Origin of the sequence: Ligilactobacillus salitolerans (assembly GCF_003864415.1) — a bacterium.
GTDB lineage: Bacteria > Bacillota > Bacilli > Lactobacillales > Lactobacillaceae > Ligilactobacillus > Ligilactobacillus salitolerans.
The window spans coordinates 20,355-45,218 of record NZ_BFFP01000018.1 but is presented as its reverse complement, the minus strand read 5'-3'; the positions used below and the strand labels follow the sequence as shown (position 1 = coordinate 45,218).

Annotated in this window: 23 protein-coding genes; 19 read left to right on the top strand and 4 right to left on the bottom strand. The window is 45.5% G+C overall.

Going from position 1 to position 24,864, the window contains the following annotated elements:
* Positions 1-260 (bottom strand): helix-turn-helix domain-containing protein (locus LFYK43_RS06355; RefSeq protein ID WP_148095607.1); only part of this gene is annotated, 260 nt, incomplete at its 3' end.
* A 286-nt stretch (positions 261-546) separates the two neighbouring features.
* On the opposite strand from LFYK43_RS06355, the gene LFYK43_RS06350 reads away from it, so the two are divergent.
* Together LFYK43_RS06350 and LFYK43_RS06345 are read left to right on the top strand one after the other, a co-directional pair.
* Positions 547-1,281, top strand: coding sequence for an SDR family oxidoreductase (locus tag LFYK43_RS06350; RefSeq protein ID WP_124976558.1), 735 nt, complete (start codon positions 547-549; stop codon positions 1,279-1,281).
* A 77-nt stretch (positions 1,282-1,358) separates the two neighbouring features.
* On the top strand, positions 1,359-1,622 hold the full coding sequence (locus LFYK43_RS06345; RefSeq protein ID WP_124976556.1) for a hypothetical protein: 264 nt from the start codon (positions 1,359-1,361) through the stop codon (positions 1,620-1,622).
* A 176-nt stretch (positions 1,623-1,798) separates the two neighbouring features.
* Here the strand turns inward: LFYK43_RS06345 and LFYK43_RS06340 are convergent, their stop codons facing one another.
* Positions 1,799-2,101: a hypothetical protein gene (locus LFYK43_RS06340; protein WP_124976554.1), complete on the bottom strand. Its 303-nt coding sequence runs from the start codon at positions 2,099-2,101 to the stop codon at positions 1,799-1,801.
* Positions 2,102-2,429: 328 nt separating this feature from the next.
* Here LFYK43_RS06340 and LFYK43_RS06335 point away from each other — a divergent pair, with 328 nt between their 5' ends.
* Positions 2,430-3,467, top strand: a complete 1,038-nt coding sequence (locus LFYK43_RS06335) for an aldose epimerase family protein (RefSeq protein ID WP_124976552.1) — start codon at positions 2,430-2,432, stop codon at positions 3,465-3,467.
* 117 nt (positions 3,468-3,584) lie between these two features.
* Here LFYK43_RS06335 and LFYK43_RS06330 read toward each other — a convergent pair whose 3' ends face one another.
* Positions 3,585-3,863, bottom strand: a complete 279-nt coding sequence (locus LFYK43_RS06330; protein WP_124976550.1) for a hypothetical protein — start codon at positions 3,861-3,863, stop codon at positions 3,585-3,587.
* Between the two features lie 196 nt (positions 3,864-4,059).
* On the opposite strand from LFYK43_RS06330, the gene LFYK43_RS06325 reads away from it, so the two are divergent.
* The 4 genes from LFYK43_RS06325 (at position 4,060) to LFYK43_RS06310 (ending at position 7,819) form a co-directional block, all read left to right on the top strand.
* A complete protein-coding gene (locus tag LFYK43_RS06325; protein WP_229717983.1) occupies positions 4,060-4,713 on the top strand; it encodes an HAD family hydrolase in 654 nt (217 codons plus the stop codon).
* 89 nt (positions 4,714-4,802) lie between these two features.
* On the top strand, positions 4,803-5,861 hold the full coding sequence (locus tag LFYK43_RS06320; protein ID WP_124976546.1) for an AI-2E family transporter: 1,059 nt from the start codon (positions 4,803-4,805) through the stop codon (positions 5,859-5,861).
* Positions 5,854-7,044 (top strand): MalY/PatB family protein, encoded by a 1,191-nt coding sequence (locus LFYK43_RS06315; RefSeq protein ID WP_124976544.1) that lies wholly within the window; start codon positions 5,854-5,856, stop codon positions 7,042-7,044. The genes LFYK43_RS06320 and LFYK43_RS06315 overlap by 8 nt, the downstream gene beginning before the upstream one ends.
* A gap of 88 nt (positions 7,045-7,132) precedes the next feature.
* A complete protein-coding gene (locus LFYK43_RS06310) occupies positions 7,133-7,819 on the top strand; it encodes a 2,3-diphosphoglycerate-dependent phosphoglycerate mutase (protein ID WP_124976542.1) in 687 nt (228 codons plus the stop codon).
* 512 nt (positions 7,820-8,331) lie between these two features.
* On the opposite strand, the gene LFYK43_RS06305 is transcribed toward LFYK43_RS06310, so the two are convergent.
* Complete coding sequence (locus LFYK43_RS06305) at positions 8,332-9,399, bottom strand: hypothetical protein (RefSeq protein ID WP_124976540.1); 1,068 nt, start codon at positions 9,397-9,399, stop codon at positions 8,332-8,334.
* Between the two features lie 440 nt (positions 9,400-9,839).
* Between LFYK43_RS06305 and LFYK43_RS06300 the strand changes: the two genes are divergently transcribed.
* The 12 genes from LFYK43_RS06300 to LFYK43_RS06245 all read left to right on the top strand — a co-directional run bounded on the left by LFYK43_RS06300 (position 9,840) and on the right by LFYK43_RS06245 (position 24,704).
* Positions 9,840-10,136, top strand: coding sequence for a WXG100 family type VII secretion target (locus LFYK43_RS06300; protein ID WP_124976538.1), 297 nt, complete (start codon positions 9,840-9,842; stop codon positions 10,134-10,136).
* A gap of 346 nt (positions 10,137-10,482) precedes the next feature.
* Positions 10,483-13,893 carry a type VII secretion protein EsaA gene (esaA, locus tag LFYK43_RS06295; protein ID WP_124976536.1) on the top strand — a complete coding sequence of 1,137 codons (3,411 nt, stop codon included), beginning with the start codon at positions 10,483-10,485 and terminating at the stop codon, positions 13,891-13,893.
* A gap of 9 nt (positions 13,894-13,902) precedes the next feature.
* A complete protein-coding gene (locus LFYK43_RS06290; RefSeq protein ID WP_124976534.1) occupies positions 13,903-14,400 on the top strand; it encodes a hypothetical protein in 498 nt (165 codons plus the stop codon).
* A gap of 38 nt (positions 14,401-14,438) precedes the next feature.
* Entirely contained in the window at positions 14,439-14,714 is a 276-nt protein-coding gene (locus LFYK43_RS06285) for an EsaB/YukD family protein (RefSeq protein WP_124976532.1), read from the top strand.
* Positions 14,711-15,889: a type VII secretion protein EssB gene (gene essB / locus LFYK43_RS06280; protein ID WP_124976530.1), complete on the top strand. Its 1,179-nt coding sequence runs from the start codon at positions 14,711-14,713 to the stop codon at positions 15,887-15,889. Before LFYK43_RS06285 ends, essB begins: the two co-directional genes overlap by 4 nt.
* Positions 15,867-20,327 (top strand): type VII secretion protein EssC, encoded by a 4,461-nt coding sequence (essC, locus tag LFYK43_RS06275; RefSeq protein ID WP_124976528.1) that lies wholly within the window; start codon positions 15,867-15,869, stop codon positions 20,325-20,327. The genes essB and essC overlap by 23 nt, the downstream gene beginning before the upstream one ends.
* Before the next feature lie 131 nt (positions 20,328-20,458).
* Positions 20,459-20,893 (top strand): YwqH-like family protein, encoded by a 435-nt coding sequence (locus LFYK43_RS06270; protein ID WP_124976526.1) that lies wholly within the window; start codon positions 20,459-20,461, stop codon positions 20,891-20,893.
* Between the two features lie 36 nt (positions 20,894-20,929).
* Positions 20,930-21,202, top strand: coding sequence for a hypothetical protein (locus tag LFYK43_RS06265; protein WP_124976524.1), 273 nt, complete (start codon positions 20,930-20,932; stop codon positions 21,200-21,202).
* A gap of 6 nt (positions 21,203-21,208) precedes the next feature.
* Positions 21,209-21,886 (top strand): DUF4176 domain-containing protein, encoded by a 678-nt coding sequence (locus tag LFYK43_RS06260; RefSeq protein WP_124976522.1) that lies wholly within the window; start codon positions 21,209-21,211, stop codon positions 21,884-21,886.
* Positions 21,849-23,531, top strand: a complete 1,683-nt coding sequence (locus LFYK43_RS06255) for a T7SS effector LXG polymorphic toxin (RefSeq protein ID WP_229717982.1) — start codon at positions 21,849-21,851, stop codon at positions 23,529-23,531. The genes LFYK43_RS06260 and LFYK43_RS06255 overlap by 38 nt, the downstream gene beginning before the upstream one ends.
* Entirely contained in the window at positions 23,467-24,411 is a 945-nt protein-coding gene (locus LFYK43_RS06250; protein ID WP_124976518.1) for a hypothetical protein, read from the top strand. The genes LFYK43_RS06255 and LFYK43_RS06250 overlap by 65 nt, the downstream gene beginning before the upstream one ends.
* The gene (locus tag LFYK43_RS06245) at positions 24,408-24,704 is read left to right on the top strand and encodes a DUF4176 domain-containing protein (protein ID WP_124976516.1); all 297 of its coding nucleotides are present in this window, start codon (positions 24,408-24,410) and stop codon (positions 24,702-24,704) included. Before LFYK43_RS06250 ends, LFYK43_RS06245 begins: the two co-directional genes overlap by 4 nt.
* Positions 24,705-24,864: the final 160 nt, after the last annotated feature.

The window sequence follows — 24,864 nt, the reverse complement described above, 5'->3', positions numbered from 1 at the left end:
TCATTTAGAGAAAAGTTTCCTGAGAGATAAGCTTCAACAGCTTTCTGTTTAGTTTCAATTGTGTATTTTTTCTGGCGTCTTGATTCTTCTAGTCCTTGAGGACCACCAGCCGCTTGATAAGCTCGCACCCAACCTTGCACACTGTTTTTTGAGATTCCCAATTTTTTACTAATTCGGTAAGGACTTTCATGATTCTTAATGACTGCTTCTGCCGCTCTAATTCTTACTTCAATTGGAATGTCTACCCGATAGTTTCGCATTGCTAACACCTTCCTAACGTTAAGATGTTTTCGTTTATTTTAACTGGAAATCCATGTTGGTAGCATACCAAAAGCAGCTCTTGGACCTAAGTATTAGAAAGTAAAGTCCAAGAAAGCAGCTTTTGGACCTAAGTTTTAGAAAGTAAAGTCCAAGAAAGCTTCCTGCCTAACTGGCTAATGCTTGAGTCATTTTTAAGGGTTAAAATCCAAAAATTTGAAAATAAGGGGCTCGATGGTTTAGTGTAGGCATAGTCAAAAGTTTACGAAAATGAGGAGGAGATCATGGATGAGTATTAAGAATAAAGTTGTTGTCATCACAGGTGCTTCAAGCGGGATCGGTAAAGCGACCGCCGAGGTTTTGGCCAAAGCAGGTGCTAAAGTCGTGATCGGTGCCAGACGAGCGGACCGGCTCAAAGAGATTGCGGCTGAATTTGAAAAAGGACAAGTTCTCTATCAGACAACTGATGTGACCGATCGCCAAAGTGTCAAAAACTTAGTTGATCTGGCTCAACAGCATTTTGGCCGCGTGGATGTTTTGTACAACAACGCCGGGCTGATGCCGATTTCTGAGCTGGCTGAGCTGAAAGTCGACGAGTGGGAGAAAATGATCGATGTCAATATCAAAGGCGTGCTCTACGGTATCGCGGCAGTCTTACCGCTGATGATTGCACAGCAAGGCGGGCAGATCATTACCACCGATTCAGTGGCCGGACATGTCGTTCATCCGGGGACAGCGGTTTATGCCGGGACGAAATACGCGATCCAGGCTATTATGGATGGTTTGCGGCAAGAACAAGTTGACAATCACGTCAAAACGACCATGATCTCGCCAGGTGTGGTCAATACTGAGCTTTACAGCACGATCAGCAATGAGAAAACGCGTGCTCAAATTGAGAAGAGTGAAAAAGAAGAGGGCATTTCGCCGGTCGATGTCGCTAATGCCGTGGCTTACGCGATCGACCAGCCGGACAATGTCGCAATCAACGAAGTCTTATTGCGGCCAAGCACGCAAAGAGTCTGAGAAGCAGCGGGCGGTTTCCTTGCGCCCCAGCCGCTAGTAGCTTATGATAAAAGCAAAATAAAAGTGGGGTGGGCATTGTGAAACGTAGTGTACAGAATCATTTAAATCAGGCGGCTTTTGTTGCTGGGGCGGCAGCTTCGGGCTTTGTAGCTTCAGGTCTCAGAGCGGCTGTTAAAACAAGAGAACGTGTTCTGGAACGTCCAGATAAGAAAAAAACTGTCGTGCTTGGTGAAACAAAGTATCGCCCGGCGGTGACGGATCCGACTGAGCTGTTGACGGGGATCAGATCTGACCTGGATGAGATCAAGGACGCGCTCGTTGATATTGCCAAGCAAAAGTAGGTATTTGTGAGAAAAAGGGGATTCGTTGAAAGATTTAGCAGGGCTATGCTAAAATAACAGCGACTAACAAATCATTGTTTGATGGGCAGGGCGGGTGACCGTCCTGCCTTTTTGTCAGCACGCAAAAAACACCATGCCGCCGTAAAGGAAGGCATGGTGTTTTCTAATAGTAAAAATTAGTCGATCTTCTTGAAGAGTGGTTGTGCTGATTTAGCATCCAACGGTAAGAAAGCATTGCCGATGACTCCTTCATCAAGCGTCAATTCGAAGTCTTCCTTCAAATCAGGAACAAGTGGAGAAAGATTATTCAACTGTTCTGATTCGAAGCGGTTGAAAGAAAAGTTACGGACATTCTTCATGTTATTTTCTAGATCCAGGGAAAAGATCACGCGCAAGAAGTGACCTGAATCGTTGGAAATAGTCCATTCTTTACTTTTTTGTTTCCGTGCTTCGGTTTTTTCTACAACAGTATTATTCATATTTAATTCCTCCAATGCAATTTCCTATCTCGTTTATGCTATATACCATAACCCAGTTTTGGATTAAAAGCAAGTTTTTTATTTCTTGAAATAGTTAAATAATCATTAATCCTTAAAATCGAACGTTGATTTCATGGGGATAGATTTGATTTAAGTATATTTCAGTGAATCAAAGTAAATAAAATGATTATTAATAAGAAACTATACCAATTTTTGACAATAAAATAAAACAATTTAGATTGATGTAACCGCTTTAAATCATGTCGGAATTGCGTTAAAATGAAGATGGTTTAGAGAAGATCATGAGACAGAAAGAAGAGGAAGTCTAATGGACATATTTCGCAGTGTTGTAGAAAATTACGAAGGACATGTTGTGACAAAAATCAATCTGGTCAATGATAATGGGGCGGAGATTTCCTGTTTGACGATGGGTGCTACTTGGAATGAGTTTTTGGTGCCAGGTGAAGACGGCAAGAAACATAATGTTTTGCTGAATTTTGATCAGCCGAGTGAATACTATGCAAATTCACTGTGCTGTTGTCAATCGATCGGTCGTGTTGCCGGCCGGATCAAAAACGGGCAGTTTACCTTGAACGGCAAGCAATACCAGCTGCCAACCAACGAAAACGGTAATACATTGCATGGCGGAGACGGCGGCTTCCGTTTCCTAAACTGGGGCTATACGACTTCGCGCACGGAAAACAGCGTCAGCGTGATCTTCCAGAAACATATTAAAGAGGAACGTGATGGTTTCCCAGGCAACTTTTTAGCCACGGTCATCTATACGCTCGACAATAAGAATCGGGTTACGATCTCTTACAGTGCTTTGAACGGAGAAGAAGAAACGCTCTTCAATCCAACCTGCCATGCTTACTTTAACTTGAGTGATCGCCACGATTTGACGACCCACTCGCTGCAGATCAACAGTCATGAGTATCTGCAGTTAGATGATGAATTGATCCCGACTGGCCGCGTGCTGCAAGTCGATGATACTCCGTATGATTTTCGCAAATTTAAGTCTTTACAGCAAGCAATCGATGAAAATCAAGGCTTTGATGATGCCTTTGTAGTCAACGGCCCTGGCATGGCGACCGAACCGATCGTCGTCTTGCGTGACAATGAAAGTGGACGGCAGATCACGATCAAGAGCGAAGGAACAGGTTTAGTAATGTATACAATGCCCGAGGTCGCTGATGGAGTTAAGTTCAGCCGTGATCACGGTGAAGACGCGATCCCTTGTGAAGGCGTCGCCTTGGAAGCACAACAGTTACCGGATGCCATCAATAATGAAAACTTCGGTGATATTGTGTTGAAGAAAAATGAGAAAAAGACTTACCACATTACCTATGAATTTACGCAAAAATAAAATATGTCCCCACAGCATCGCGTTTGGTTTCAAGCGCGGTGCTTTTTGCTGCAGCAACAAAAAATTCAAACCTTTTATAGTAGCTTTGATCTCATTAAAAATGAGCTAGGATGACCTTTAACGCGCGTCCCAGATTGTTTCTAAATGGCTCAAACTTTGATGGACATTAATCCAAACAGAGAGAGTCTGGATCAATGTCAGCCCGACTTTGAACCAAACAGAGAGAGTCTGGATCAATGTCAGCCCGACTTTGAACCAGACAGAGATAGTCTGGATTAATGTCAACCCGATTTTGAGCCAAACAGAGATAGTTTGGATCAATGCCATCCCGCTTTTAACCAGACTGCAGCAAACTGGCTCAATGTCTGCTTGACTTTGAGCCAGCTCTTCCAGCAACTAGATCATATTTTTCGTTTTGTCCAAGTCTTTGTTTTAGTTAGTCCAGTCAAAACGACAGCTCGTTTTAGGCAGGAAACAGCTGACGAGCAGGCAGGAGATTTTTTAAAAAGACTGCAAGCCAGAATTGATTTCAAATAAGCAAGGAATTCAGCAAGTAAAATGTTAGAATTGAATTATCTAAAATGAATGAAGGATGGAAATAACAATGGAAACTTTCTTGTTTGACTTTGATAATACTCTGGCTGATTCGGGCGAAACCTCGATCATGGCCGTGCAAAAAGTTTTTGCCGACGCGCATAAACCTGTTCCCAGCCGCGAGATGATCTTCTCTGATATGGGCTTGCCGATCGAGACTTCGTTTCCGGTCTGGGCCGGCCTTGATAGTCAGGATATTTTTCTGCAGCAGATGTACGCGGAGTTTCGCGCCTATTATTCAGAGATCGAAGGAGCCAATACCCGGCTGTTTCCAGGGATCCAGGCGGCTTTGGAGGGCTTGAAAAATAACGGGCACAAGCTCTATGTTGTTTCCAGCAAATCTTCCGGACCTTTGGCGCGCAACCTGGACAATCTGGGGATCGGCCAATATTTTACCGACCTGGTCGGCTCGGATCTGGTCGAGAACTTTAAACCGGCGCCCGATGGGATCTTACAGTTGGTTGAAAAATACCGGCTGAATAAGGAACAAGCAGTCATGGTCGGCGACGCGATTTTTGACTTGCAAATGGGGCACGCGGCCGGAGTCAAGACAGCCGGCGCGGGTTGGGGTGCTTTTGATTTGGAGGCCTTGAAAGCTCAAAAGCCGACCTATCTTTTGGATGAACCAGCCCAGCTGCTGGAGATCAAATAAAAACCTGCTGTTGTCATCATTCTGTACAGCAGACTAAGAATTAAGGTAAAATAACCAGTGTTTGAAGCACCACTGAGAGGAGAACATTGATGACACTTTGGGACAAATTTATAAATAACGTCCGTTTACGACGTTTTGTGGTTTTGGCAATTATAATTGGGGTTTTATTTGCCTTTCGCGGCTTAATGAACACGATCCTGCTGACCTTTATTTTTACTTTTATGGTCATGCGCCTGATCAATTTTATTCAGGATAAAATTAAGGTCCCCAGCAAACTGATCGTAATCGTAGTTTACGTCGTGATCTTGTTTTTGATCTATTTTGCCGTGACAAGTTACGCGCCCCGGATCTTTGCCCAGTTTGAAGAACTGGTCAAGTCGGTCGTTGCTTTTTACCAGCATCCCCCTAAAGGCACCAATGAGGTCGTTGAATATCTCAGCGGATTTTTCAGCAAATACGATATTACCCGCCAGATCAAGAGCGGGGCGACCCTGATCTTGCAGTCGCTGACGACGTTAGGTTCATTTGGAATCTCGTTTCTGATGGCCTTGCTGCTGAGCTTCTTTTTCTCCATTGAAAAGGACCGGATGCTCTCTTTTTCCAAAAATTTCCTCACCGGACCCTATGCGTGGTTCTTTCAAGACATCCGTTATTTTGCTAAAATTTTCGTGAATACATTTGGTGTAGTTTTGGAAGCGCAGTTTTTGATCGCGATCGTCAATACAGTCTTAACTTCGATCGGCTTGATGTTGATGAAACTGCCGCAGATCGACAGTCTGGTGGTCATGATCTTTATCTTAAGCATGATCCCCGTTGCCGGCGTGATCATTTCCGCGGTCCCGATGTCCTTGATCGCTTATACAGACGGGGGTTTAAAGGATGTGGCTTACATCCTGCTGATGCTGCTTTTGATCCACGCGCTTGAATCTTATGTTTTGAATCCCAAGTTCATGTCCAATAAGACGAATCTGCCGATTTTCTACACCTTTGTGGTCTTGTTTATGTCGGAGCATATCTTTGGAACTTGGGGCTTGATCGTTGGGATCCCGATCTTTATCTTTATGCTCGAAGTTTTAGGGGTCACATCTGTCTCAGAAAAGAAAACTAACAAAATTACCAAGAAAAAGGAGCGGCAAGCTAGTGAATAAAGATGAGTTTTTGGCAAAATACGCAGTTGATCGTAAGAATACTAATTCTGTTAAGTGGGATGGCATGGCTGGCGAATTTGGCAGCGCGGAACTCTTCCCGCTCTGGGTCGCCGACACGGAATTTAAATTACCTGAAGCGGCAATAGCTGCATTACAAAAGCGGATCGCCCACGGAGCTTTCGGCTATTCCCTGACACCCACGGCTTATTATGACGCATATTTTGCCTGGCAAAAGGAGCGTTACGGCATCGAGTTGCACCGTGAGTGGCTCCGGTTCGGGACCGGCGTCGTGCAGTCGCTGAGCACATTGCTGCAGTTTTTGACTCAGCCAGGCGACTCGGTCATGATCATGGAACCGGTCTATCACCCATTTCGACATGTGATCGAAAATAATGGGCGCCAGGTAGTCGTCAGTGAACTGGTCGAAGCAGACAATGGATACCAGATGGATCTGACCGACATTGCTGAAAAATTCAGTAATAAGGAAGTCAAAGTCTTGATGTTGTGCAACCCGCACAATCCGGTCGGCCGTGTCTGGTCCGAGCAGGAATTGACTGACTTACTGGAGCTTTGCCGGCAAGAACAGGTCATCGTGATCAGTGATGAGATCCACCATGACCTGCTGTTAGAGGGAGCGCACTTTACTTCAGCGTTATCGCTCAAAGACGGCTTGTACCGCGACAACATGGTCATGGTCGATTCGCCTTCCAAAACTTTCAATATGGCAGGCTTGCTGTTAAGCCATGTCGTGATCCCGAACCCGCAATTACGCGATCGCTATGACCAGCAGCAGGAAAAGTTAAGCGCGCCGGCTGGCAATATCCTAGGTTTCGTGGCGGGAGAAGCAGCTTATCGAACTGGTGCAGAGTGGCTGTCTGGGTTGTTAGCAGTGGTGGCGGATAACTACAAATATTTGCAAGAGCACTTGCAGGCAGCTTTTCCAGCAATTAAAGTCACGGAGCTGCAGGGAACGTACCTTGCTTGGGTTGATTTGTCAGCAGTCGTGCAAGAAAAAGATCTGAAACATCTCGTCCAAGACGAAGCTAAATTGGCGGTCGATTTCGGGTCAATGTTTGGCAAAAGCGGTGCTGGGCACCTCAGAGTCAACTTGGCCACGACACCTGAAAACCTGCAGGCGGCAGTTTCATCCTTAGTGAAAACACTCCAGGAAAATCAAGCTTAAGGTTTCACAAAACACTGTTATTTTTGCAGAATTCAGTGTAAAATGGAACTGTAAGATAAAAAAATAAAGAAAGAGGTCTGTACTAAATATGCCTAAATTAGTATTTATCCGTCACGGACAAAGTGAATGGAACTTAAAGAACCTTTTTACAGGTTGGGTTGACGTTAACCTGAGTGAACAAGGGGTAAAAGAAGCTACAGAAGCCGGTCGCAAGCTGAAAGAAGCTGGGATCGAATTCGACCAAGCTTATACTTCTGTTTTAACTCGTGCAATCAAGACCTTGCACATTGCCTTGGAAGAAAGCGGCCAATTATGGATCCCTGAAACCAAGACATGGCGTTTGAACGAACGTCATTACGGTGCATTGCAAGGCCAAAACAAACAAGAAGCTGCCGATAAGTTCGGTGCAGATCAAGTGCATACATGGCGTCGTTCATATGACGTATTGCCACCATTGTTGAAAGCCGACGACGAAGGTTCAGCTGCTAAAGAACGTCGTTACGCTAACTTGGATCCACACGTTGTTCCAGGCGGCGAAAACTTGAAAGTTACTTTGGAACGTGTAATGCCATTCTGGGAAGACCATATTGCTCCAGATCTGTTGGCAGGCAAGAACGTTATCATCGCAGCTCATGGTAACTCATTGCGCGCATTGACCAAGTACCTTGAAGGCATTTCTGACGAAGATATCGTTGGTTTGGAAATGGCTACAGGCCAACCAGTTGTTTACGACTTGGATGACAAGTTGAACGTGGTTAAGAAAGAAAAACTCTAAAAGTTTTATCCGGCACTCAGAAGACGAGTGCCAATATAGAAAGACCCGTGATGTGCTTATGCATCGCGGGTCTTTTTTTGATAGGGGTTGCTTTGCTTTGTGTTCGAGATGTGGATACAAGTCAGGCAGAGTAGTATCCAGGAAAGGAGGTCGTGGATACAAGTCAGGCAAAGTAGTATCCAGGAGAGGAAGTCGTGGATACAAGTTGGTCAAAGTAGTATCCAGGAAAGGAAGCCGTGGATACAAGTTAGGCGAAGTAGTATCCAGGAAAGGAAGTCGTGGATACAAGTCAGACGAAGTAGTATCCAGGAGAGGAAGTCGTGGATACAAGTCGGGCAAAGTAGTATCCAGGAAAGGAAGCCGTGGATACTAGTCGGACAGAGTGGTATCCAGAAGATGAACCGGATGTGGAGATACATCGGCAGAAGTAACCTCCAGATGAACTGGACATAGAAATAAATCAATCAAAGAAGTTTCCCAGCTAATTTTGGAATGAACTTTAAGAAAGCAGTTTAGAACTTGATCTCTGAAACATACTCCAGCTGGCGATGGTAGTCTAATTCAATAAAATCTGTCGGCTGAACCATGCCGGGCTGTTTTTCAAAATAGTTGGCCCCGGCAATCTGCAGCATCGAGTACACAAATTGCGAGCAAAACATAATGTTGCGCCGCAATGAATGCTTGGTCAGCAAGCCTAAAATATTATAGGCACTGCCGGTTTCATTGATCTCCCGGATCGTAGTGAGCATCTTTTCCTTTTGTTTTCTGGTTACAGCTAGCCGATAGATCAGCACAGAGGCATCAGCCTTTTTGTGAAAAGCCTCCAGCATTTCCTGGTTCAATCCCGGTGGATAAACGCGCTCGCCCCCGTTATAACTGACGATCGTTTTCAAATCCTGGTCAAAACTTAAAGAAGCGTGATTGAACTGTTTTTGGGTAAAGAGACTGATCAGTTCGCTGGCGGCACTGCCAGTATTTGAAATAATAATATAGATGTAAGGGTCGTCCAGCGATTCAGCCGCCGTGTGGAAATAGTCTTCTGCTAAACTGCCATCATTAATGTAGCGAAAGGAACTGTGCCGATTCAAGTCGCCAAAAATTTCCTGCATATTATTGGGTGAAAAGACGGTGCGGATCCGACTGAAGCTAGCCATGGAATGGCGTAGTCGCTCTTGGTTTTTCTGCAGCTCGGCAAATGTGAAGGTCGTGATGTCCTCCACTGAGGGCAGGTAGAATGAAGAGTTTTTGTTCTGGACTACGATTTGTTCCAGCAAAAAAGGCAAGGGCAAGAAAAGTGCCGCGATGATCCGCAAATACAGGTGGTCGGTGCCGTTGGCCGGGAAAACCGCCGTGGCGTAAAAGACGATCTGCACGATCATCGCGAATATGTATGCAACCACAAGTACTACTTTGAGACGTAAGTTATATTGGACCAAAACTGAAACCTTGACACTCAAAAACAGGGCAATAAAGACTGCCGTTAAAATGAACAATGGTAAGGTCCCGAAAAGGACAATAGCAATTAAGATCCCGCAGAGCACGATGTTGAGCAAATGCTGATAGTTCAGAATATTATTCATTGAAGTTAATTCACTCTTTCTTAAACTGTAAAAGTAATCGCTTTTTATCATAGCGTACTTTACCGCAAAAGAGTAGGGTAGGCTGGGCATTTCCAGTAAGATGTCTTTTACTTCTATTATATATTTAATCATATAAATATTAGCTCCGAATGTTTTTTTTGCACGCTTCGTCGGTAATTTTTTAGAGCTCCTTTCACGAATCTTCTGGAACTATAAAAAAAACTAACAGTTAAGTATAAGCACAAATCATCGGTAGAGATAAACAAACATAGTATTACGGGCTTTTGCAAAAATTTGATACTTTTTAGAAATATTTAAAATTTGTCGGCCAAATCAATTGATTTTGAAAAAAAACTAGCGGTAACCTATTTATATGAGTTTTAGATTTATATTTTAAATAACTAATTAATGGACGTACTTATATTAGGAGGAGAAGAAATATGGCAGGAGTAATTTCAGTTACACCAGAACAGCTCAAATCACAGGCTCAAGTTTACCAACAAGCAGCAGAACAGATCGAAGATGCGATCCGCAAGGTGAACTCGATGAACTCAGAAATTTCCACAGAATGGAAAGGTCAAGCTTTCAACGCTTACCTCGAACAGTACCAGCAATTATCTGGCAATGTTAAGCAAATGGAACAATTGCTGCAAAGTATTCACTCTCAGTTGAATAAGTACGCTGATACAGTTGCCCAAAGAGATCAGCAAGATGCCGGCTCTTTTGGCTTGAATTAATAATAGATATCATAATCGTCGGTGGAGTTAAACACACTGGCGATTTTTGTTTAATAGGCTTTTCAAATATCGGGCCTATTAAATTTACATAAATAATAAAGCTAATTAAATTGATGCTAATTTTCAATGTTTAATTTACGGCTGACTTTGCAACAGGCAAGACTTCATGGGGGAGGTGAGTGCAAATGATGACCGTACTTTCCATTTGGACCTTCTCTGTGAAAATCAGGGATGGTACTTAAGCTCATTTCGATGCTTCAAGTTTTAACTGGTGAACATAGGTAGAAGTGACAAGGGATGGGGAAATTGAAAAAATTAACAGGTAAACTACCGCTGATCTTGGCGGTTGCAGGAAGTATTGTTTTGGTCGCCTTTTTGGCTTTTTTTAGGTTTTAAAGATAACAATGTTGTACATACAACGAACACAGCTAAATCTCACAGCGACTATGTTTTAGTTAACGAAGACAACGGTGACGAATTTAATGGTAAGCGCTATCAGCTTGGCAATGACTTCGTGACCTTGATCAATCAGGATTCGAAAAATAACTGGGAAACGGCTTCGCGCAACGTCGCGAATGCCGGTGTTAAAAGTGGACAATATGACGCTGAGATCATTATCCCCCAGGATTTTTCCCAGCGTTTATTAGCCTTACAGAGTACAGCGCCTAAAAAGGCACTGGTTTCCTACCACGTGCGGGACAGCCAGAACGCGATCTCTAATGAGCAGGTCGAAAACAAGGTCAATGGGATCTTGAACGACTTCAACCACCGGATCGTGCAAATGTATTTTTCTAATATTGTCGGTAATTTGGCGGAAGCACAGCACAACGTCAACAACATGGTCGGGGCTGAAGAAACCCGCCAGACCAGCTTGACCAGTGCTTACACTCCTGCCAAAGAATTGACCGCTGATTTAAGCGGAGTGATGGAAGTTTCCAGTATCTTGGCTGAAAATAACCAGGACTTCAGCGCGGGCCAGAATGCTTTCGTTGATGAAATCAGCAGTATCTTAAAGAGCAGCCAGGAAGGCTTGAGCGATGGCGGAAAGTCTGCCGGGGATGCCCAGCAGCAAGTCAGCGACAATAACCAAGAAAATGACGCCAAGATCGACAAAGCCTTGGCTTTATTTGGCAAGCAATATGACAAACAAAAAGAGCAGCTCTTAGAACAAGCTGAAACTGATAACAGAGGCTACAAAGGACAATATGGCGACTTCTATAATGTTTCTCGCGTCCAGCTGTTCAAATTTTCCGACCCTAATAATGAAAATAGTGTGCTCGCTAATTACCTAGCCAGTTCAGCTCAGTTCCAGGAGACACAGAAGAAACGCACGGAACAAATTCAAGTAGAAATTAATCAATTGAGCGCGCAAAAAGATTCGATGCGGCAGTTAAGAAGTGAACTTTCGCGGCGCTTCTTCCCTGAAAACAATGAAGCTGGCAATTTTGATCCTGCCACAGCTAATGACGATCAAGTGCGGGAAGCTATTTATAATCAGCTGGTCGCTGATAATGGCGACAACCGTGTGAACAACCACTTGGACCAAGGCTATTTAAATTCGATCGCAAGCATCGGCTACCTCAACCAGGATGATTTTAATTCTCTGCTCGAGAAGCTGGAGGATAAAAAGCAGCTCAGCACCGATGAAGCTAACGATCTGCAGAATGCGTATACGGTCGTAGCCAAGGCCAACCCAGCCGGGGCCGGTAAGAATCACCTGAATTTAATTGATGATGTCAAGAAACTGGACAAAAAACCAACCAGTGTTCCAGTGACGATCCCATTGGACGTTGACAAATTGCTGGGCGCTGGTCAGACTTTGACCTTCCACGGCGACACGATCAATGTGGACCTGACTGGAGCTGCATCTGCGATCGAGGCTAAGTTAAATCGCAAATTAAACCAGTATAACGCCACAGCTAAAGCTTCGGTTTCTGGTAATGAGATCCAGATCAAAGTCGACCAGGCACCAGCAGAAGAGACTGACAAAAAAGAGAGTAGTACCGAAGCGAACAAGGATGCAGATAAGGATGCAGACAAAGAAGCCAAAGACAGCCAGCAAGATGAGGCTGCAGCTGAAAACAAGCTCCCGAGCGGACTTGAACTTAACGCCCAGGTCAATGTTTTGCTCACACTCAAAGACCCAGAAGCGGATAACAACTTGGAGACACAAGACTATTCGTGGACCATGGACGGCAGTGAGATCAACAAGGGCGGCTTGACGACTTATATTATCGATCAGGATGCACCTAATCAGAACTTACAGCAGCTCTTCCCAGAATTCGCTAACCTAAAGGCTAACGCGCAACAGGTCGTTGCCCTTTATGCAGATCCAAAAGACCAGAACTTGGCAGACTTTGCTGCCAAGATCAAGGATAATTCTGACCAAGACCTGACTGCACTGGCAAGCCAGGATTCCGTTTACTGGATGTACGGCAATACTAAACCAGCAGATGTTAAGGCAGATATCCCGCAAAAAGCACTCGATAATTATCGCAACAGTGCATCCAAGCTGTACCATGATGCCGATCGTCAGGCCAGTCGCTTAGAAACAACGATCGGGAACCCATCAGATCAGCCTTTAGGAACGGAAAACGGCCAGCAGCTGACACTTTATGGGACCATGAACCTGTTTACACTGCCTGAACAATATCAGGACCAATTCGAGCAACTCGCAGCCTGGTACAACGATGCCAACGATGCGATCTACAAGGCGGGCCACAAGTGGAAGCAAGTCGCTCAAGTTGCACCAGAAAGCATCTTAGAACAAGGGGAAGAATTTCCAGAGAAAACTGATCATAATGCGACTGCTGACCAAGTCGGCGACCTGGCACAGACAATGCAGGAATTGGCTGCTTCGACCCGGGAATCCGCTGATGCCACGGTCAAAGGCGCAGCTCAGGTCAAAGACGACCAGCCGCAGATCAAGGAATTGACCGCTGCGACTAATAAGGTGCAAAAGAAGGTCACGACTGTTACGACCACAATGGGCGACACGGTCGCTAAGTCGCAGAAGAATACGGCTGCCAACTCCGCTTACGCTAAGCGCTTCGGGCAAGTGATGGCTAATGCCAAAAACGGCGGGGCCGATAACCCAGTCGTCTTTGACTTCTTGGCTAATCCGATCAGTGCTAAAGGACAGTTAGGTGCCGTCAAGGCGATCTCCCTGGTTCCATATTACGCAACGCTGATCGCAGCTTTGCTGATCTTAGTCTTTGCCCTGTCAGTCCGCGAATTCATGCGCAAACGGCAGTTGACTGCTGAAGATAACTTGGTTGAACCGCACAGATGGTGGAGCAACGTGCCCAACGTGATCATGATCACGCTCTCGGCCGCCGTGGTTTCGCTGATCTTCGCTGGGGTCATCACGCATTTTGCTGCCGGGAACAAGGCCATGCTCTTTATCTATTCATTGCTGGTTGCCTTAGGCGGGACCTTGCTTATGACCGGCGTGATCCGCCAGTTCAAGAAGACGGCGCTGATCGTGTATGGCTCGATCTTGGGACTCTTCTTTATCCTGACCCCTCTACTGGGTGTCGTGACTAAACCAGGCAGCTTGGCTAATCTCTTGTACCGGTTCTCACCGTTCCAGAACATTCAAAACGGCTATACCGCTTTGATCGGCAACGGGACGCTCGGAGCGATCACCATGGCGATGCTGATCTTAGTTGTTGTCTTGGGAGTTGCTTTGAATTTCTTCGTCAAACCGGGCAAGGATGAGACACCGGTCACTGAAGACGATCCTTCCAAAGAATAGAGTGAGTTTATGCAAAAAAGGAAACTTTTTGGTCTTGTAGTGGGCTTAGCCGCCATGCTGGCAGCTGCTCCAGCGGTTTTTGCCGATAAAGGCGACCTTGAGATCAATGATGAAGTGATCTACCAGCAACGCGGTCAAGATCAGCATGGATCCCAGAGTTCTTTTGACATTGATGATTTGTTTTTACAGCCAAAGAACCAGCAGGAAAAAACCGCACAGAAAAAACAGGGCAGGCAAGTTAAAAAAGCCCAACATGATGTTTTTCTCAACCGTAAGAGCGGGCAAAAAGTTGAGGAAAAAGCAGCTGTCACCAAGCAGCTTTTTACCAGCAAGCGGCCTTTGCTGACTGACACTCAGACCAGCACCGTCGCCAGCAATGATTCCAGCAGGCAAGTAGTTTTCTGGAGCGGACTGGTGGTTGGGGCAGGTCTCTTGCTGGCAGCTGGGATCGTCTTAGGCCGGAAGTTTTCGACCTGGCGGAACCGGACCGAAAAACAGTCCCGCTGAGTTTGCCGCCATTTTAAAATGAGAGGAAGGCACATTTCATGGAACAAGAAACAGCGATCACAGTCGGACTCCATTTGGACGACCAGGTGCTCGACTTAAAATTGCCGACTAAAGTCAGCATTGCACGCCTTAAAGTTCTGTTGGCTGAATCTTTAGCGGTCATGCACCTCAGCTTGCCGGCAGAGTTTGAGCTGCAGGTGCTCAATAAGCCGCTTCGGCTCGTCGAGCATAAAAGGCTGGCGGATTACCCGCTAGCCGATGGCGACCAGCTGGCAGTGACGAGCACGCAAGAGATGAAGGAGCAGCAGATATGACGCAAGTGAAAGATATTTCTGAAAATTATGAGTTTGAAACCACCACTGAGGCTGTCACGGTCACGTTAAAGCCCAGTCAGTATGACTCGGCACGCACCGAGCAGTTTGACCTGTATCTGACTAAACGCCAGCACTTTTTGCCCGGCAAACTGCAGGAAGCTTCCGACCGGCAGCTGGTGGTTAGCTACAGTAAGGATGCTTTAACGACCAGTCTTGCCGACAATTCCTTCAAGAAGTTGGGGATCTACGAGCGGCTGGTCTTAGCGCAAAAAGCGGTCTTCTTGGAAGATTATCTCGGCAGTCCAGTGGCACCGCTGATCGCACCGGCCAATTTGTTCATCCAAGGCGACCAGCTATTGGCAGCCCACCGCGGTTTCATGGACGCGGTCTCGCCTTATTTAATGGATGAGGACCAATATTTCAAAGAATACCGCGGCTTGATCTTGTACATGATCAACCCGGATCTGCCTTATGAGCAACTGATCGAAGGGGCAGGGACATTAAAGACCCAGCTGTCCAAAAAAATTCAGGCGGCTGCTAGTTTTACTGAACTGGATAATATTTTGCATGAAGAAGTTGCGCGGCAGGAAAAACGGCGCCAAGAAAATAACCGCCTTGTCAGCAAGAAAAAGTATCTCTCCTTCAAATGGGGGACGATCGTACTCGCGCTGGTCACTTTGATCTTGGCAGTGACCGCCGGCTACTTAGGCTTCAATAAGGTCCCGGCCAACCAGCGGGTCATCACTGCTCAGACGCAGTATAACGCGAAAGATTACGATGGCGTGTTGGATACTTTGGACAAAGACAAGCCGGAAAACTTGCCCAAAGGAGCCCAGTATATCGCGGCTGCCAGCTCGATCCAGTTAGACTCCTTGTCGCACAAGCAGCAGCGGACTTTGATGAACAACGTTTCCCAGAAATCCAGCGAAAATACGCTGCTTTACTGGATCTACCTGGGGCGTGGCGATTTCAAGAAGAGCTTGAATATCGCGCAAAATATTGGGGATAACCAGTACATCTTACATGCTTACACGAAACTGTATGATTCAACCAAAAACGATAACCAGATGAACGGTGCTAAGAAGCAAAAACTCCTGCGCCAGTATAATAAAGCGATCAACAAATACCTCAAAACGTTAGGGGGCAAGAAAGATGGAACTCGTAAAGACAGCTAAGCCGCAAAATCAAGCGGGAAATAACAGTGCTGATCAGACACTCTACGATGTCTTTTATTCCGGCACGGCCTTTCTTGCCGAACAACTGAGTGCTGCCCAGGACAAATTGACCTTGGCTGGTCAGGAACTGGCGTACAGCGAGGATGGCATCACGCGCGATGGGGCACTCTATCACAATGAGGACCCTATGCTGCAGGTGACCAAACACGCGGACTTAAAGCGGGTCATGACCGGCAAGCCGCGCAAACCTTTTGAAATTTCCGCGGCTTCCGCTAGCGCGCTGCAGCTTGACACGAAGGCTTTTGTCACCGCCAGCCAGAGTTTAGACCGCAACGGCTACCAGCTGCAGATCTTCGCTAACGGCGCGCCGGTGTATTTCAACGGACAGCAGCTTGACCAGGCCAAAGTCGAGCTCAAAGTCGGCGATACTTTGGTGGTCGATGGAGTCATGCTGGAATTAAGGGCCAAACAACTGGCCATTACCAGCATCTACCGCGACTTTACCTTGGATCCCTGGCAGTTAGTGGCCGAAAAGGCGCAGGCCGAGTATCCCTTCGATTTTCCGAAGTTTCGGCGCAGCCCGCGGATCCGGCTCAAGCAGCCCAAAGATAAGGTCGAGATCAAGTCGCCCAAAGCCAAAGCAGCTTCGAGGCGCAATGACGTTTTGGCAATGATCGTTCCGCCGCTTGGGATGGTGATACTAAGCGTGCTAGCCAGCTTTATGAGCTCGGCCAACCCGGCTTGGATGCTGGCGATGGGCGGGGCGTCCGTCTTAACTGCCGGCTTTTCAGTCTCGAGTTATTTTGCCGACAAAAAAGAGATCAAGGCTAAAAACAAGCACCGCCAAGAATCCTACCGCAAATACTTAGTTAAAGAAAAAGCAAAATTAGCAAAACTCCAAGAACAGCAGCGCCGCGTGCTGGAATACATGGCACCGTCAGCCAAGGCGTTGACTAAACTCGTTGCCGGTTATGATTCGCGGATCTATGAGCGGATGATGCAAAACGAGGACTTTCTCCAGATCCGGCTGGGGCGCGGCGACATTGACACCAGTTTCGAAGTCCAGTACCGTCCGACCGATGAAGAAGATGAATTAAGCCGGCAAGCAAAGGAAACTCTGGTCAGGCCCTACCGCAAGTTAAAGGACGCGCCGATCGTTGTCTCCTTGACCGGGCAGACACTGGGACTAGCCGGCAGCTATGATGTTTTGCGCCAGGCGGTCCAATCGCTGCTCTGGCAGATCGCAGTTCTGCATTCCTACCGAGACGTCGAATTTATCACGCTGATCCCGGAAACGGACTACGAAAAGCACTGGCAGGACTGGCGCTGGCTGCCGCACATGAAGATCGAAAGCCTGAACCTGCGCGGCATGGTTCATAACGCGCAGACTAGGGACATGGTTTTAAATTCGTTTTACCAGATCCTCACGCAGCGCCGCCAAGAACAACGCGAGGCGGGCAATGAACAAGTGATTTTTGCCCCGCAGTATGTCTTCACTATTTTGGATGAGACCTGGCTGTCCGGTCACCAGCTAAACGAATTTTTAGCCGATGATTTAAGCGACCTCGGTGTGACTGTTATCTGGGGCAAGGATGCCTTAAACATGCTGCCGGAAACCGCCACGACGACCGTGGAATATTCCAGCTTGGAAAGCGGACGGCTCTTGAACCGCAACAACGTTTACGAAGACCAGCTCTTTTCACCCGATCATTTGCCAGACGAACCTCAGCTGGCTGCGGCGATTGAACAGCTGGATAACTTGGAGCACGTGGAGACAGAGAAGAACACGATCCCAGATTCGATCGACTTCTTGTCGATGTATGGGGTCAAGAAGACGAATGATTTAAATATTGGTGAGCGGTGGGCTAAGGCCGACACTTCCAAATCGTTGTCAGTGCCCCTCGGGGTGCGCGGCAAGAACGATTTGGTTTATCTGAACCTGCATGAACGCGCGCACGGTCCCCACGGTCTGATCGCCGGGACGACCGGTTCCGGGAAATCGGAAGTCATTCAAAGTTATATTTTGTCACTGGCAGTCAACTTTGCCCCCGAAGACGTCGGCTTTTTGCCGATCGACTTTAAGGGCGGCGGGATGGCGAATCTCTTTAAGGACTTGCCGCACATGTTAGGGTCGATCACGAACTTGGATGGCGCCGGTTCAGCCCGGGCGCTGGCCAGCATTCGCGCCGAACTCCAGAAACGGCAAAAACTGTTTCGACAATATGGTGTCAACCATATCAACGGCTACACCAAGCTCTATAAGCAGGGCAAGACGATCACGGATCCAAAAGAAAAGCAGCAGTACCCGGATAAGCCGCTGCCGCACCTTTTCTTGATCTCCGATGAATTTGCTGAATTAAAGGCCAACGAACCGGATTTCATGACTGAGCTGGTCTCGACTGCTCGGATCGGTCGTTCGCTTGGCGTCCACTTGATCTTGGCAACACAGAAACCAAGCGGGGTCGTGGATGACCAGATCTGGTCCAACTCCCACTTCAAGTTAGCCTTGAAGGTTTCAGATCCCAGCGACTCCAACGAGATCATTAAGACTCCGGATGCCGCCACGATCACCCAACCTGGCCGGGCCTACTTGCAGGTCGGCAATAACGAGATCTACGAGCTTTTCCAGAGTGCATGGAGCGGCGCGGATTACGTGCCCAACCGGACAAATGAAAACAAAATCGATGAGCGGATCTGGCTGATCAACGACTACGGCCAGGCAGAATTGCTGACGCCGGACCTGTCTTCAGCCGAGGACTACCAAGTCAAAGAAGAAACGACTGAAACACTGACACAATTGGAAGCAATCGTGGGACAAATTGCGCAGCACGCCAAAGACGTTCACGCTGCCTTGCCGGATAAGCCGTGGCTGCCGCCGTTAGCGAGTGAAATTACTTCTCCATTAACGGAAAAGCACTGGGGACAACACAGGCAGTTGGCTGTTCCATTTGGGTATATGGATCTGCCGTCTGAACAGAGCACAGAGAATTATAACTTCGATATTTCAGAAATGAAGCATACTGCGATTTATGGTTCGGCTGGTTTTGGTAAATCTACCGCCGTTCAGACTCTAGTTATGAACTTGGCACGGCAAAATACTCCAGACCAGGTTGAATTTAATCTCTTTGATTTTGGAACCAATGGTTTGTTGACTTTGAAAGATTTGCCGCATGTGGCTGATTTGGTTCGGATCGACCAAGAAGAAAAGCTGACTAAGTTCATGAAGCGGATCAAGAATGAAATTATGACGAGAAAAGATCTCTTCACTGATCTTGGCGTAGCTACTTTGGAACAATATGAAGAAAAGACTGGGAAACAGTTGCCAGTCAGCATTTCAGTGATTGACGGCTACGATACGATCAAAGATAATCCGCTGGAGGAACAGATCGTCGGGATGATCGATCAAATCTTGCGTGAAGGTGCTAGCATCGGCTTGTATGTCGTTATCACAGCTTTGCGGACTTCCAGCTTTAGGATGAGCATGGCTGCGAATATTCCTTCACATATTGGATTATACTTAGTGGAAGATGGTGCCATTCGTGAGATCATGGGGCATGACTCTTTGATCCAGCAAGAAATCGTGGGCCGAGCACAGATCAAGTACAAGGATAAGCCGCGGGAGCTGCAAATCTATTTGCCAACTAAAGGTGATAGCGATATTGAACGCCTAAATGCCTTGGACCGGGAAATCAAAGCCTTGGATCAGCAGTGGCAAGGCAAGCGTCCAGCACCGATCCCGATGTTGCCGCGAACGATCACGATGGACAGCTTCTATGCTGATCCTAAGGTTAGTCGAATGCTGGATAAGCTGCAGCTGCCGCTGGCTTTGGATAAGGAAACAACTAATGCGGTTGGTTTCAAACCGGAAGAAGACGGCTACTATTTGATCGCTAACGATACACCGCAACAGTCTGACAGCACGGAAAAAATCTTGCTAGAGGATTTGAAACACTTTGAAGGTCAAGCTAAACGAGTTGTCTTTAATGCCAGTGAACGTTTTGGCGGTAATAAGGATAGCTTTGATCTGGTAGTTGCAGCACAGCAATACAGTACCGCAGTCAATGATATCGCCAGTGAAATTGCCGTGAGGGCAACTCAAGCAGCCCCTCAGCCAATGTTCGTTTATATTCCAGAAGCTCATAATTTTGGTGGACAGTCTTTGATCAGTCCGGAAACACTGGATGTCTTCATACGCAAAGCTGCTAAAGTTAAAGTTTATTTCATCTTTTCAGGTAATCAAAAACAGATTGAAAATAATTTCGATGACTTTGACAAACGTCTGCGTGCCAATGTGCCTGCCGGAATGATCGGCAGTCGCATGGCAGACCAAGGTTTCGTCAACGTCAAGACTTCCTTTAAGGAGCCAATCGTTGAATTAGATGAAATGCATTTCTTCGCAAACAGAACTTATGGCCGCAGTAGGTTAGTCACCGAATAAGGAGGATGATTTAATAATGTCAATTAAATTATTACGCAAAACAGGAATGGCTGGGGCAGCAATTAAAAGACAGGCATTGAAAATGACAATAGTGGACCGGAAAAACGAAGAGAAGCTGGTGTGATAAGAAAATGAGCGATAAAGACAAGGCATTCAAAGCTGCCCAGCGGCGCAGGCTGCATACGAAAATTTCGGGTGAGAGAAAACAACTTTCCAGCAAGAGGAACGAATTAAGATCGGTGAATGAAAAACTTGAGCGGTTGCGAGACGCCAAAAGAGATTTGAATTCTTCCCTAGATGATTTAACAAGACTGCAATCGAAAACTAACACGGTCTTGACCAGTGATTTATCGAAATTTGTCGGAACTCGCCAAGGAAAATATGATCGCAAGGTAAAAGATGTTACCAGCGAACTTTCGAAAATAAATGGAGCTCACAGAGCCAATAAAGAACTGATCAATGAAAAAATCAAAGAATTGGAGCAGAAAAAGTCTAATTTGCAAGGCTCCATTTCAGACCTGAATGATGCGATCAGCATTTCAATGTCTGAATTGGGGAGTCTGTGAGGCAGCAAAGAGATGTGAGGAAAGAGGGGCTGATTTATGGCAAAAAACGGAGTAGACCTTTTAGGCTGGGAAATGGTTGTTAATCGGGCAACGAATGCTTCTGCAGATATTAAGCATTATCAGGCTTTAGTCTTTTCGAAGACGAACCTAACTCCGTTTACAGATTTCGATAGTTTGATCACTGACTACAATAGTGCGCTCGATAAATTACAGGGCTTCATGAAATCTGATGGCAAGAAAATGATTCAAGCCGGAAAGAATAAAGAAGCTGATGATGCGGCTGGACAAAATAATTTCAAAGGGAAGTGACAATGTTTGGATGAGTTGACTGAGATGTGGCAGGAAGCCTTAACTTCTGAATTTTTGGGTGAACCTCAAGTAAAAATCGACCAATTTTTACTGACCTTTGGTTTGGCGTTAGGAAACCAAAGTGAGGTTTTTAAACAGGCTTATGTTGCATACTTAAAACATGAAAATTCTCATAGCTATGAACCGATGATTGGAGCTCCGTTAGTGTTTAACTTCGATCTTGAACGAGAAAAAGTAACCTTGCAGAGATTTGAAGACCAAGCAGAATTGTCGTTTCCGCAGTTCCAACGATATATGGGGTTAATTGATTTAATTTTTAGTGAAATTTATCCTGTTGGTTCAGTGGTTGAATTAGATTCCAACAAGCTATCGGCCGAAGTCAAGGCTTATTTTAAGAGAAGTGAGTCGGGACCGTTGGTTACGATCCACGCGCGACGAGTTCCTTCTGATGACCGACAAAATTATATTGATTACATCGGCACGGTTTGGCCGTTTGGCATGTTGCCAGACGTTGAACCGATCCTGTTGAATAATCTGTTGATCAAGCGAGTAGTGTCGGCGGGGCTAACAAACGATGAAGAAAAGAAATATGTCCTGCAAGTGTTAAAAAAAGAGATTTTACTCGATGGATGCTTGTCAACTATGTATGCTGAAAGAAAGCGTGGTGAAGTTAATGAAAGTTGATATGACTGAAGTCAACAACAAGTTAAAAAAATTAGAGTCTGAGCGCAAAAAAGCCGATGAAGGTATTGACAATATCAAGCACTTTTTGGATATGCTGGTTGATTCTGACAAGCTTTCTGGTCAAGTGAAGACGGCAATTGATAACAAAATTAACAACCATCAACTTGAACTGCTGACACTTTACAAGGACACTACGATGTATCTCAGTAAGGAATATCAAGATACCATCCAAAAATTCCAAGCAACAGTGCATGAAAATAACCACACCGCCATCATTGATACAGATTATCTGACGCAGTTGGAAGGCAAGTTTTCTGGGATCTTAACCAGTTATGCTGAAATCGATTCTGCCACGCAAAAAGCCTATTCTTCGATCAATGACTTAGTTGCGGTTAAAAAAGTCGATAGCTCCGGCTTTGAAGAGCAGATGGATAAGACTAAAAAGGTTTTGACCAATACCAAGAACTGGATGGATACTTTCAATTCCGCCTCGCAAAAGAATTCGGCAGTCACTGATAACCTAACTAAAATCAAGGCAGAGTTGACCAGTCTCGAAGGAGTTGGCAGTTTATCTTATACAGCCGCAGATGCCAGCAGTCTCTACGCGATGAAAGATTTTAAAAAGCAGGTCAAGGCAGAACATGAGCAAGCAAGTGCAGCCTTAAAAGAGTTTGAGAATGAGTATGATCCGGCAAACTATACGTGGGATCATTGGTCCAACTCAACCGTTGGCAAGGAAGTCAGCAAGTTCATTAATGCTAAAAATGACGGATTCACGGTCTTTTTAGCCAAGTATCACTTGGATGGTGTCGCGCTTCGGGGCAAAAACGCTAAGAACCTGCTGAAAGACTTGCGGGAATTTTATGATAATGCCGGCGGTAAAGTTGGTAAAAAAGGTAAGTACGGCAAAGCTGGCTATCGTGCTGGTGTTTACATGAGTAAAAACTTTGCGGATCTATTAAAGCGGGATGATAAACTGGGCGCATTGGCTCGGGAAAGCCAGCAGATCGGCAAAGGAGCTATCCGCAGCTGGCAGGTTGGCAAATATAAAACTAGCAGCAGAGTGTTCGGTTACATTGGCAAGCACGAGAAACTTGCAAAAACGATCCAGTGGTCCAAGAAAGTCGCGGCCAAGATCAAGTTTTTGGATCATCCGATCAAAGGCACAGAAAAACTGTTGCTTGGCGATGCTAAAAACAGTTCAAAATTGGCTAAGATTGCCAAGTCGGCCAAATTTGCTAAATTTGGCAATGTTGCAACTAAAGCAGGTTGGGCCGGGATGGCAGTTGACATGGGCTTTTCAGCTAGAGATGCATACAAGGATAGAGATGGTCTAGCTTATAAGAGTAAGGGTAAATCCGTGATTCATGCTGGAGTGGATCAAGCCAAACAAATAGGACCACTTCAAGGTGCTATGATTGGGGCTAAACTTGGGCCAGTCGGAGCGGCAGCTGGTTTTACGTGGGGTGTAGCTAATTCTGCTGTAGGAATATTTGCGCCTAAGTTTAAAGATAAAATTTATACAAGTGCAGAAAAAGGTCTGGATAAAGGCTACGACAATGTGGTCAAGAAAGTAAAAAGTGCTGGAAAATCAATTGCAAAAGGGTTTGGCGGTTTCAAAAAACAGCTTAGTTTTGGTGGGTGAAAAAATGGAAAAAATAACTTATGAACGTGCAAAAAACGGCATAGATAAAACTTTGATAACTAAATATAGAAAATTGATCACAACTCCCTCTTCTTTAAAATTTAAAGACAGATTAATTGCTAGCCTATTAATGTCAATCTTTTTTCTGCCAATTATATACGCAGTCGGAGTAGGCTTTGCTAAGATTGGGGAAGACGATCCTAGTGATATTCATGTTATTTCTTTGGGAACAGCTCAAGCTATGAGTGCAGTTGCAGGCAGATATATAGTGCCTTTGGTTTATATTGCAATGATCGTGCTGGTACTGTTGTCAATTTTTAATCTTTTTTCCAAGAAAAATTTGGCTCATCAAATGCTTTTTGGATCAATTTATATGATGTGGTTTATGGTATGTTTGTTTGTGGACACATTCTCAATGCTTTTTGGCTTAACATTAGGTGCCTTTGGAACTGTTGGGTTGATCTTACAGTCTTTGCTGGTAGTCTATTTGTTATTTGTGAGTTTAAAAAAACAATTTAGCGAGTTGAAAGCACCTTTGTTTAAAACAAAACCTTTTCAAGGTTGGAGTTTTACAACAGAAGTTCTGCTGGCAACTGTAATTATTGTCACTTTGCTGAATCATTTTACATTTAAGATTGGGTATTCTGGATTTGATCCGAACCTGATTGAATTATTGACAGGCTGGGGAGCAATAGGATGGGCCGGCTTAGTAATAATCTTTACGAGGATGTTGTTAAAACAGACTATCCTAACATATTACTTTGCCAAATACGATGATCAATTCTATCGAGATTTGGACTTTACTGACGAAGAATGGTATGGCAAGCGCAAAGCTAAAAGAATTCAAAAGAAGCGAGAAAAGAAAGGTGAGGTCAAATGAGTAAAAAATTATTGCCTTTAGGCAGCATTGTCTATCTTGAAGAGGGTACCGCAAAGTTGATGGTCGTTGGCCGAGGAACAGTGTTTGAGGATGACAATGGCCATGATGTTTATACGGATTATGTTGGTGTCGGCTATCCGGAAGGGATCGACCCAGAAAACGCGATCTACTTCAATGATGAAAACATTGACCGCGTTGTTTTCCGTGGTTATGAAGATGATGAAGAGGATCGCTACATTGAAGTCTATGAAAAGTGGGAAGCAGACTTGGAGATTCCTAAGTACAAGGCATAAGGAAACATTGTTATTCACGAGATATTTAGTTAGTACCCTGTCCGGTTCAAATCAGATGACTAGGAAACTATGAATTGTTTAGCAGAAAAAAGGAGACTGGCCAAATAAGGTAGAGAAATAGATCTTTTGGGTTTCGGGAGAATTTCACACGGTACTCTCG

Bases quoted from the DNA above. Each gene is read 5' to 3' on its own strand.
- LFYK43_RS06350 (WP_124976558.1), top strand. From the start codon at position 547: ATGAGTATTAAGAATAAAGTTGTTGTCATCACAGGTGCTTCAAGCGGG.
- LFYK43_RS06340 (WP_124976554.1), bottom strand. From the start codon at position 2,101: ATGAATAATACTGTTGTAGAAAAAACCGAAGCACGGAAACAAAAAAGT.
- LFYK43_RS06335 (WP_124976552.1), top strand. From the start codon at position 2,430: ATGGACATATTTCGCAGTGTTGTAGAAAATTACGAAGGACATGTTGTG.
- LFYK43_RS06325 (WP_229717983.1), top strand. From the start codon at position 4,060: ATGGAAATAACAATGGAAACTTTCTTGTTTGACTTTGATAATACTCTG.
- LFYK43_RS06320 (WP_124976546.1), top strand. From the start codon at position 4,803: ATGACACTTTGGGACAAATTTATAAATAACGTCCGTTTACGACGTTTT.
- LFYK43_RS06310 (WP_124976542.1), top strand. From the start codon at position 7,133: ATGCCTAAATTAGTATTTATCCGTCACGGACAAAGTGAATGGAACTTA.
- LFYK43_RS06305 (WP_124976540.1), bottom strand. From the start codon at position 9,399: ATGAATAATATTCTGAACTATCAGCATTTGCTCAACATCGTGCTCTGC.
- LFYK43_RS06300 (WP_124976538.1), top strand. From the start codon at position 9,840: ATGGCAGGAGTAATTTCAGTTACACCAGAACAGCTCAAATCACAGGCT.
- LFYK43_RS06290 (WP_124976534.1), top strand. From the start codon at position 13,903: ATGCAAAAAAGGAAACTTTTTGGTCTTGTAGTGGGCTTAGCCGCCATG.
- LFYK43_RS06285 (WP_124976532.1), top strand. From the start codon at position 14,439: ATGGAACAAGAAACAGCGATCACAGTCGGACTCCATTTGGACGACCAG.
- essB (WP_124976530.1), top strand. From the start codon at position 14,711: ATGACGCAAGTGAAAGATATTTCTGAAAATTATGAGTTTGAAACCACC.
- essC (WP_124976528.1), top strand. From the start codon at position 15,867: ATGGAACTCGTAAAGACAGCTAAGCCGCAAAATCAAGCGGGAAATAAC.
- LFYK43_RS06270 (WP_124976526.1), top strand. From the start codon at position 20,459: ATGAGCGATAAAGACAAGGCATTCAAAGCTGCCCAGCGGCGCAGGCTG.
- LFYK43_RS06265 (WP_124976524.1), top strand. From the start codon at position 20,930: ATGGCAAAAAACGGAGTAGACCTTTTAGGCTGGGAAATGGTTGTTAAT.
- LFYK43_RS06255 (WP_229717982.1), top strand. From the start codon at position 21,849: ATGCTGAAAGAAAGCGTGGTGAAGTTAATGAAAGTTGATATGACTGAA.
- LFYK43_RS06245 (WP_124976516.1), top strand. From the start codon at position 24,408: ATGAGTAAAAAATTATTGCCTTTAGGCAGCATTGTCTATCTTGAAGAG.